Source organism: Bacillus sp. P4_E1 (assembly GCF_056401715.1).
This window is the reverse complement of sequence record NZ_JBFUIV010000018.1, coordinates 99,930-108,851: the sequence shown is the minus strand read 5'-3', so window position 1 is coordinate 108,851 and position 8,922 is coordinate 99,930. Positions and strand designations below refer to the sequence as shown.

The window sequence follows — 8,922 nt, the reverse complement described above, 5'->3', positions numbered from 1 at the left end:
TTTTCTTCTAGTCCTTTGATTCCTTCAGCTTCAAAGTGTTTCACCCAACGACTTACAACCGAGTGATGAATACCTAATTCTTTCGCAATGGTTTTATAGCTCATGCCTTCTTTTAAGTATAAATCTATAGCTTGTTTCTTAAATTCTACATCGTAAGTGACTCTAATTTTTCCCATGAAAAAATCCCCTCCATAGTAAACAGGTTAATGTGCTTTCTTTTTCCTGTCTACTATAAGGGGATCATATCAGATTATTAGCCTTCACTTTATTTTCCATTCCATATGGCGGGACATACTTCTTATGAAAGAAAGCGACTCAATAGAGTCGCTTTTTTATATTCCACCGAGCTTCATTCCAAGGAATGCGAATAGGATACCAATTATGTAAGTAGTACTTAAATATAAAAGGAATGTGTAAATTTTTTTGCGATTGAGAAGCTGAATGGACTCTAATTTAAGTGTCGAAAATGTGGTGAATGCGCCCATAAATCCAGTTCCTAATAATAATTGCCATTCTGTAGAGACTCCATTGCCAATTATATACCCGAGTAAAAATGCTCCTGTTATATTAATAAGGAATGTAGCAATTGGAAAGGGTGTTTTATTTCTTTTTTTAAACCAATTGCTAATTGCAAATCGTGTAATCGCACCGAAAAACCCTCCTGTTGCGACTAATAAAGCTCCCATCATGAGTAATCACCTTCCGTAAGATGTTTCTTAATTAAGAAATCCCCAAGTGTATAGCCAAGTCCAGACATAATGAGGCCGCCAAGTATGCTACATGATACATATAAGAAAGCCGTGCTCCATTCAGAATGATTGATTAATTGCACAGTTTCTACACTAAATGTTGAAAACGTCGTAAAGGAACCGATGAATCCAGTCCCGATGCCTGTGATAACCTCTGAAGGTAAGATGTTTAGCCGGGCGATATACGTAGTTAGCCATGCTAATAAGAAGCAGCCGGCTAAGTTAATGAGTAATGTAGCTAATGGAAAAGAATGATGCCAAAATGTATGAATAGTAAGACCTAAATAATAGCGGGAAAGGGCTCCTAATATGCCAGCGATGCCAACGATAATATAAATCAATTTTCTCACCTCTTTAAATAGCTTGCTCAAAAAAATAGACTCCTACCAGTAGTTATACTGGTAGGAGTCATTAGCTAAGCAGCGGTTATGGCGAACTCCATCACCTATGATTATTACATATAGTGTACTAAACATTGCGTTTAATTTCCAGTGGAGAAGTTGGTGCATTTTGTATTTATATAATAGTTTAAGATAAGGAATCCTTACTCATAAACTAAATATAGTGATATAAGGTTTTCAGTGTGATAAAATATTTCGTATGTCTGTCATTTTTTTATTTAACTGAAAATAAAGAAAAGTAAAATCGTATGTTTTAGAAAAGGAGTCGTTTGTTTGAAAAAGTTATTAAAAATAGTACTTATATGTATTTTAGTAGGTGTGGGAGTTGTAGGTGGGTTTTTAGCTTATATGACACTTACAAAAGAACAGCCGGCTGATGTTATAAGCTTGAAGGTGGAAAACAATAAGGAGCGCGTAATTGCGCATGGAAATGAATTTAAAGTTACAACATTTAATATTGGATATGCTGGACTAGATAAGGATCAAGACTTCTTTATGGATGGGGGAAAAGGATCTGGTTCAAGTAGTAAAGAACAAACGGAAACTAACTTAAAGAATATGCTTTCGTTTTTACAAAATGAGAATAGTGATTTTGTGCTATTACAAGAAATAGATATAAAATCAATGCGATCATTTGATGTAAATGGGCATGAATTTTTGAAAAAAGGACTACCTGATTATGCTTCTTCGTTCGGAAAGAACTATGATACAAAATGGGTTCCTGTACCAATCACAAGTCCAATGGGATATGCTGAAGCTGGATTAAGTACATTTTCTAAATATACGGTTCAAACAGCGAAGAGATTTCAGCTTCCTGGAATGGAGCCGTGGCCAAAGCGTTTATTTGATTTAGACCGAGCGATTGTTGAACATAAAATTCCTGTTAATAATGGGAAATTTGTTAGACTCGTAAATTTACATTTGTCTGCTTATGATGAAGGCGGAAAAATTAGAAAGCAGCAAGTGGAGTATTTAAAAGAATATATGAACAAGCATTATAAAAATGGTGATTATGTAATAATGGGCGGAGACTGGAATCAATTAATTTCTAACGCTCAGTTAAGTGATCCGAAGTTCGTGAAAGAGCGTCCTGAGTGGTTAGTAGAGTTACCAAAGGACTTTACTGATGGTGGCTTTAAGTGGGCTGTAGATCCGTCTGTTATGACTGTGAGAGATGATGTGAAGAAATATGTGGAAGGTGAAAATTTCGTCACGATTATTGATGGCTTTATCGTTTCACCGAATGTTGAAATTGTAAATGTACAAGGGAAAGATTTGAAGTTTGAAAATAGCGATCATAACCCAGTGAGTGCGGTATTCAAGCTGAAGTAATCGATACGTATGAGTAGAAGGTGGGGCTTCATATATGGAGTGGTTAAAGAGAACTTGTTTTTCTAACCTTGAGAAAGAATCACAAAAAAATCATTTATTGCTATTTATCACGATGTGTAGTTTCTTCCTTGGGATAATAGCGATTGGGTATTACGGATATATTTTTACAGAGAGAGCAATAGCATTTTGGATGTGTGGTATTTCTATCGTAGTATTTGGAACGCTGCTTACTTTTATAGAAAGTATGGAAGCAATGTATAAATACATCATGACATGTATGCTACTTATTATGTCTTTCATTATGGTACAAGCATTTAATGAAAGCCCAGCTGTATTTCAAATGGTCTATTTTACATTAGCGGTTTCACTTATTTATTTGAGTGAACGTCTTATTTTAATTCTTGGCGGGGTAGCAGTTGTTGTTACATTTATACTTTGTAGTTATTGGCCAAATCAATTTTTTGCGTATACAGCGTCATCTGAAGCTGCAAATTTCGCAAGCTTGTTAGCGATTGTAACGATCGCTATGTGGGGTGTCACAAAGATTGGTTCTAATCTTTTGGCTCGTTTAAGGGATGAGAAGCAAGCGGTGATGAAGAAAGCTCAGGAGTTAGAAGAAACGCAAAGGCTTATTGAGGAAACTGTTGTGAAGTTAGATAGTAATTTCAATCATTTAAGACAAAATATGAATACATCGATGGAGTCAATGAGTGAAATTAACTTTGCTTTTGAAGAAGTAGCAGTGGGAACTCAATCGCAATCAGAGATGATGTCACGTTCAGTAGAAGTATTGAATGATATGGAGGGAAATATTGACCAAATCATCTCTCAAGTAAGAAATGCGTCGATGCGTGTTGATAAAAGTTTGGAAATCTCAAAGGGTAGTGTAAATACTTTAAGAAATTTTGAAGCTAACATGAGAAGTTTAAATGATGTTGTTTCACAATCAGGAACGATATTTAGAGAATTAATGACACAATCGAAACAAATTAATGAAATTGTAGATGTAATCACGAATATTTCAAGTCAGACGAGTTTGCTAGCTTTAAATGCAAATATTGAAGCTGCAAGGGCAGGCGAGCATGGAAAAGGTTTTGCTATTGTAGCGAATGAAGTATTAAAGCTTGCTGAAGAATCGAATCGTTCTGCGGGGAGAATTCAAGGGATTTTGAAGGAGTTTAGTAATCAAGCAAGTAAAGTAGAAGTGCAGGTAGAGAAGTCAGAAAGAGTACAAGAAGAATGTAACGAAATGTTAGCAAGTGTTTTGACGAATGTAACGGATTTAGGGAAGTTTATTGATGCGATTAATGATGTAATGAGGGAGATTGTTGGTCATCAAGAAAGTTTCCAAGCTAAAACGACGAATATCGTAAAGGACGTTACACATGCTTCTAACGTAATTCAACAAACTTCTGCAGCTACGGAAGAAGTGTTAGCGAGTGTTGAAGAAGAAAAGCATCGAAATGATACATCGGTGAAGACGTTACATACTGTTAGCGAGCAAGTGAAGTTGCTAGAAGATATTTTAGAAAAGTAATATCGATGAAAAAGACCACTTGGTAGGAATTTAATTGCTTTTCTCCGCATTTTCTGCCAAGCTTAAGGAGAAAAATACTTCGAAGAAAGAAATATATAGGTGACGCATATGATTGAAGTTAAGACTTCTGAACTTAGTGATGGAGAATTTAATAGAGGTGTATTTGCAACTCGTGATATTAAAAAGGGTGAGTTGATACACTCAGCACCAGTTATCTCTTATCCGAATGAACAGCATGAACACATTGAGAAAACGTTACTTGCTGACTACGCATTTGAGTATGGGGTAAATCATACGGCATTCCTGTTAGGATACGGCATGTTATTTAATCATGCATATAATCCGAATGCAACGTATGATATTGTCTTCGAGAATCATACGTTTAACTTCTTTGCTTACAAAGATATAAAAGCGGGAGAAGAGATTCTAATCAATTATAATGGTGAAGTTGATGACGATGAGCTATTATGGTTTGATAAGGAAAAAGAAGAGAACGAAAAATAAGTTAAAAAGTATAGAAAGGGCACATTCTGTGGGATGTGCTCTTTTTTATTGATGAAAATAAAGTAAAGATTACAAAAAAATACCACTTTTCTTTCGTATGGTATAGTAAGATATTGAAGGGTATTACTTTGAAAAGCCTATATATTTTACAAATTGTTGTCTATATGGTTACATGTCAAGTTTAGTAGCCCATTTGGGTTGCTTTATTATGCGATATATATTTTAATATGAGTGGAACCTCTTATAATTTAAGAGGTTTATAGGTGTGCTTTATGTACACTGTATTCACCACGTTAGCTGTTGTTCTGTAATGCATTTTTACGTGGGGATATTATGGACCCGTATATAGCGGGATAAAAAGATTATAGAAATAGAGGAATCGTAAAATGAATATGCACGAGGTTTATAAATATTTAAGTACAGTATTGCCTGAAGGTCATGTGAAGCAAGATGAAATGTTAAAGAATCATACGCATATTAAAGTGGGCGGGAAAGCGGATGTGTTCGTTTCTCCTACGAATTATGATGAAATTCAAGAAGTTATAAAGTATGCGAATCAATACAATATTCCAGTTACGTTTTTAGGAAACGGATCGAATGTTATTATTAAAGACGGTGGTCTTCGTGGAATCACAGTAAGTTTAATTCATATTACAGGTGTTACTGTAACAGGAACGACGATTGTAGCACAGTGTGGTGCAGCAATTATTGATGTATCACGTATTGCATTAGATCATAATTTAACGGGTCTTGAGTTTGCTTGTGGTATCCCAGGTTCAGTTGGCGGAGCGTTATATATGAATGCTGGTGCTTACGGCGGTGAAGTATCGTTTGTATTAACAGAAGCTGTCGTAATGACAGGTGATGGAGAGCTACGTACTTTAACGAAAGAAGCATTTGAATTTGGATATCGTAAGAGTGTATTTGCGAACAACCATTACATTATTCTTGAAGCGAGATTTGAGCTTCAAGAAGGTGTGCGTGAAGAAATTAAAGAAAAAATGGATGATTTAACGTTTAAACGTGAGTCAAAACAACCTTTAGAGTATCCTTCATGTGGCAGTGTATTTAAGCGTCCACCAAATAATTTCGCGGGTAAGCTTATTCAAGAATCAGGACTGCAAGGTAAGCGAATTGGCGGAGTTGAAGTTTCTTTAAAACACGCTGGATTTATGGTGAATGTTGATAACGGAACTGCACAAGATTATATCGATTTAATTCATTTTGTACAAAAGACAGTTGAAGAAAAATTCGGTGTGAAATTAGAGAGAGAAGTAAGGATTATTGGAGAAAATCTACAGTAATCTTTGAATAAAAAACGTATAAAAGTATGAATTATTTCGAAATAACATTTGGGTATTGTTGACAATTTGATTTTGATTCAATATAATGGCTAATAATTTAACAAATAAATTATACGTTGAAAGAGCCCAGTAGCAGTTTGTCACTGTTATCAAAGAGAGCTAGGGATTGCTGGAACCTAGCACAAACAAACTTGTGAATTACACTCTGGAGTATCTTAGGTAACGCTAAGCGGACTAGCAATCGATATTATTGCTAAGAGTGGTATGAATAGCTATGCTATTTATGCAAACTGGGTGGTAACACGGTGAATAATCGTCCCTATGTCTATCGTAGACATAGGGGCTTTTTTGTTTTCAAAAAAATAAAGGGGATGACAAAAGATGAATATTATTGATGAATTAGAATGGCGCGGTGCTGTGAATCAACAGACAGATGAAGAAGGTTTACGTAAGTTAGTAGAAGAGAAAAAGATTTCACTATACTGCGGAGTGGATCCGACTGGTGATAGTATGCATATTGGACATTTAATTCCGTTCATGATGATGAAAAGATTTCAATTAGCTGGCCATCATCCGGTTATTTTAATCGGAGGGGCAACAGGGACAATTGGTGATCCGAGTGGTCGCCAATCCGAGCGTCAACTACAAACGTTAGAAGTGGTGCAGCATAATGTAGATGCGTTAACAGCACAAATGAAAAATCTATTTGACTTTGGCGGGAATAGCGAAGTGAAGATGGTAAATAACTATGACTGGACACATAAAATAAACATTATCGAGTTTTTACGTGATTACGGAAAAAACTTTAGCATAAATAGCATGTTAGCGAAAGATATTGTCGCAAGTCGTTTAGATACAGGGATTTCTTTCACAGAATTCACGTACCAAATCTTGCAAGCGATGGATTTTCATCATTTATACACAAAAGAAGATGTTCAATTGCAAATTGGTGGTAGTGATCAATGGGGAAATATTACGAGTGGTTTAGATTTAATTCGTAAGTTAGAAGGTCATGAAGCGAAAGTATTCGGATTAACGATTCCATTATTATTAAAATCAGATGGTACGAAGTTTGGTAAATCAGCAGGTGGTGCTATTTGGCTTGATCCGGAAAAGACAACACCGTTTGAATTTTACCAGTTCTGGGTGAATACAGATGACCGTGATGTAATTAAATACTTGAAATACTTTACGTTCTTAACGAAAGAGCGAATTGATGAATTAGCAGCGAAGGTAGAAACAGAGCCTCATAAACGTGAAGCACAAAAAGTATTAGCGGAAGAAATGACGAAATTCGTTCATGGAGAAGAAGCATTTTTACAGGCAGTTAAAATTACAGCAGCGTTATTTAGCGGAGATATTAAGTCGTTAACAGCTGATGAAATTGAACAAGGCTTTAAAGAGATGCCGACATTCCAATCTTCAAAAGAGACGAAAAATATCGTAGAGTGGCTAGTTGATTTAGGAATTGAACCTTCTAGACGTCAAGCGCGTGAAGATATTAATAATGGGGCTATATCTATGAATGGTGAAAAAGTAACGGATGTCAGTAGGGATGTTACTGTAGAAAATTCATTTGATGGACGATTCATCATTATTCGTAAAGGGAAGAAGAACTACAGCTTAGTGGAATTAGGAGAATAGTTCTTGTGAAAGAGCGGAAGTAGGGAAGATATCTACTTCCGCTCTTTTCATATACACAATTTTGACATAAAAAAAGTCAGTATATTTTGATAATTAAAGAGGTTATATTATTCTTTTGCCGAATAAATAAGTTAGAGAAAATTACGGATAAAGTGAAACTTTAATCAGTGGGGGATTTTGTTCATCCAAACTGATTATCAGCCCGCAAATAGCGGGATAAAAATAGCCCGAACCATGCAGGGCATGATTCGGGCTTATATTCAGATTAGTATGCTAAGCTGAATAGACCTTTAATGTGTGATAAGTAACGAACGTTACTTGCTTCTTTCATTAATGATGCTGGTAAACCTTTAAGCGGAGTATTGCTTGCTCCGATTGTAGCAACAGCATCTTTACGTCCTAGACTAGCAAGTGTTCCAGAGTTGATAGGTGCGAACTCTTCGAATGCTTTGCCTTCTAGTGCTGCGTATAAGTTGTATCCAATTAACTCACCCATTTGCCAAGCGATTTGTGCAGTTGGTGGGTATGGACGACCGTCTGGAGAGAAGACAACAGCGCTGTCTCCAGCAACGAATACGTCTTTGTGAGAAGTAGATTGTAGATGTGCATCAACAGTTGCACGACCGCGGTTTACTTCAAGACCTGATTCACCAATTAATGGGTTACCTTGTACGCCGCCTGTCCAAACGAATGTGTTAGCAACGATTTTTTGACCGTCTTTTAAGTCGATTTCATTACCAGCAACGTTTGTTACAGGAAGACCTGTTAAGAATGTAACACCGCGTGCTTCTAAGCTAGCAGTTGCACGTTCGATTAAGTGGTCTGGTAATACTGGAAGGATTTTTGGACCTGCTTCAACAAGAAGAAGTTTAACTTCTTTTGGATTTACGCCGTGGCTTTTTGCAAGTTTAGGCATAATGTCAGCAAGCTCACCAACTAGCTCAACGCCAGTTAATCCGCCACCACCGATTACGATTGTAGCATCAGCTTCGTTTTTCGTTTTAGCGTATTCACGAATACGGTCTTCAACGTGTTTGTAGATTTTGTTTGCATCAGCAGCAGATTTTAATACCATGCTGTTTTCTTCTAGTCCTGGAATACCGAAGTAAGCAGTTTTACTTCCTAAAGCAACTACAAGTGCATCGTAAGATAAAGTAGTGCCACCAGCTAGTTTGATTTCTTTGCTATCAACTGAGAATGACTCAACTGTTGCAATTTTAAGATCGATGTCTTTACCTTTGAAAAGCTTTGTAAGTGGCATTGCAATTGCTTGCTCAGCAACGTTACCAGCTGCAAGGCGGTGTAGTTCAGTGATGATTTGGTGCGTTGGGTATTGGTTAATCACTGTAACTTGTGCTTCTGATTTGCTGTAATATTTACGTACGTTTAAAGCGGCAAGAAGACCGCCATAACCAGCGCCTAAGATGACAATTTGTTTTGACATAGTATGA

9 protein-coding genes, 1 riboswitch and 1 other annotated feature are annotated in these 8,922 nt (G+C 36.4%); of the genes, 5 read left to right on the top strand and 4 right to left on the bottom strand.

The features are described 5' to 3' along the window. From AC1DS7_RS22205 to crcB (AC1DS7_RS22195), 3 genes are all read right to left on the bottom strand, one after another. On the bottom strand, positions 1-104 hold a 104-nt coding region (locus AC1DS7_RS22205), incomplete at its 3' end, for a helix-turn-helix domain-containing protein (protein WP_476999219.1). A gap of 228 nt (positions 105-332) precedes the next feature. Beyond that, positions 333-689 carry a fluoride efflux transporter CrcB gene (gene crcB / locus AC1DS7_RS22200; RefSeq protein ID WP_012261966.1) on the bottom strand — a complete coding sequence of 119 codons (357 nt, stop codon included), beginning with the start codon at positions 687-689 and terminating at the stop codon, positions 333-335. Next, positions 686-1,090, bottom strand: coding sequence for a fluoride efflux transporter CrcB (gene crcB, locus AC1DS7_RS22195; protein WP_174411853.1), 405 nt, complete (start codon positions 1,088-1,090; stop codon positions 686-688). The genes crcB (AC1DS7_RS22200) and crcB (AC1DS7_RS22195) overlap by 4 nt, the downstream gene beginning before the upstream one ends. Before the next feature lie 54 nt (positions 1,091-1,144). After that, positions 1,145-1,204: riboswitch (Fluoride riboswitch) on the bottom strand. Between the two features lie 219 nt (positions 1,205-1,423). On the opposite strand from crcB (AC1DS7_RS22195), the gene AC1DS7_RS22190 reads away from it, so the two are divergent. The 5 genes from AC1DS7_RS22190 to tyrS all read left to right on the top strand — a co-directional run bounded on the left by AC1DS7_RS22190 (position 1,424) and on the right by tyrS (position 7,471). After that, positions 1,424-2,482, top strand: coding sequence for an endonuclease/exonuclease/phosphatase family protein (locus AC1DS7_RS22190; protein WP_476999218.1), 1,059 nt, complete (start codon positions 1,424-1,426; stop codon positions 2,480-2,482). 34 nt (positions 2,483-2,516) lie between these two features. Then, positions 2,517-4,019, top strand: coding sequence for a DUF4077 domain-containing protein (locus tag AC1DS7_RS22185; RefSeq protein WP_002034679.1), 1,503 nt, complete (start codon positions 2,517-2,519; stop codon positions 4,017-4,019). A gap of 108 nt (positions 4,020-4,127) precedes the next feature. After that, positions 4,128-4,523, top strand: coding sequence for an SET domain-containing protein (locus AC1DS7_RS22180; RefSeq protein ID WP_000573650.1), 396 nt, complete (start codon positions 4,128-4,130; stop codon positions 4,521-4,523). A gap of 386 nt (positions 4,524-4,909) precedes the next feature. Beyond that, positions 4,910-5,827, top strand: coding sequence for a UDP-N-acetylmuramate dehydrogenase (gene murB / locus AC1DS7_RS22175; protein ID WP_002034675.1), 918 nt, complete (start codon positions 4,910-4,912; stop codon positions 5,825-5,827). Between the two features lie 107 nt (positions 5,828-5,934). Then, positions 5,935-6,151 (top strand) — a binding site (T-box leader). 57 nt (positions 6,152-6,208) lie between these two features. Next, complete coding sequence (gene tyrS / locus AC1DS7_RS22170; protein WP_016102246.1) at positions 6,209-7,471, top strand: tyrosine--tRNA ligase; 1,263 nt, start codon at positions 6,209-6,211, stop codon at positions 7,469-7,471. A gap of 265 nt (positions 7,472-7,736) precedes the next feature. On the opposite strand, the gene AC1DS7_RS22165 is transcribed toward tyrS, so the two are convergent. After that, the gene (locus AC1DS7_RS22165) at positions 7,737-8,915 is read right to left on the bottom strand and encodes an NAD(P)/FAD-dependent oxidoreductase (protein ID WP_002016002.1); all 1,179 of its coding nucleotides are present in this window, start codon (positions 8,913-8,915) and stop codon (positions 7,737-7,739) included. Positions 8,916-8,922: the final 7 nt, after the last annotated feature.

Excerpts from the sequence above, each read along its gene's own strand:
- crcB (WP_012261966.1), bottom strand. The coding sequence starts at position 689 with ATGATGGGAGCTTTATTAGTCGCAACAGGAGGGTTTTTCGGTGCGATT.
- AC1DS7_RS22185 (WP_002034679.1), top strand. The coding sequence starts at position 2,517 with ATGGAGTGGTTAAAGAGAACTTGTTTTTCTAACCTTGAGAAAGAATCA.
- AC1DS7_RS22180 (WP_000573650.1), top strand. The coding sequence starts at position 4,128 with ATGATTGAAGTTAAGACTTCTGAACTTAGTGATGGAGAATTTAATAGA.
- murB (WP_002034675.1), top strand. The coding sequence starts at position 4,910 with ATGAATATGCACGAGGTTTATAAATATTTAAGTACAGTATTGCCTGAA.
- tyrS (WP_016102246.1), top strand. The coding sequence starts at position 6,209 with ATGAATATTATTGATGAATTAGAATGGCGCGGTGCTGTGAATCAACAG.
- AC1DS7_RS22165 (WP_002016002.1), bottom strand. The coding sequence starts at position 8,915 with ATGTCAAAACAAATTGTCATCTTAGGCGCTGGTTATGGCGGTCTTCTT.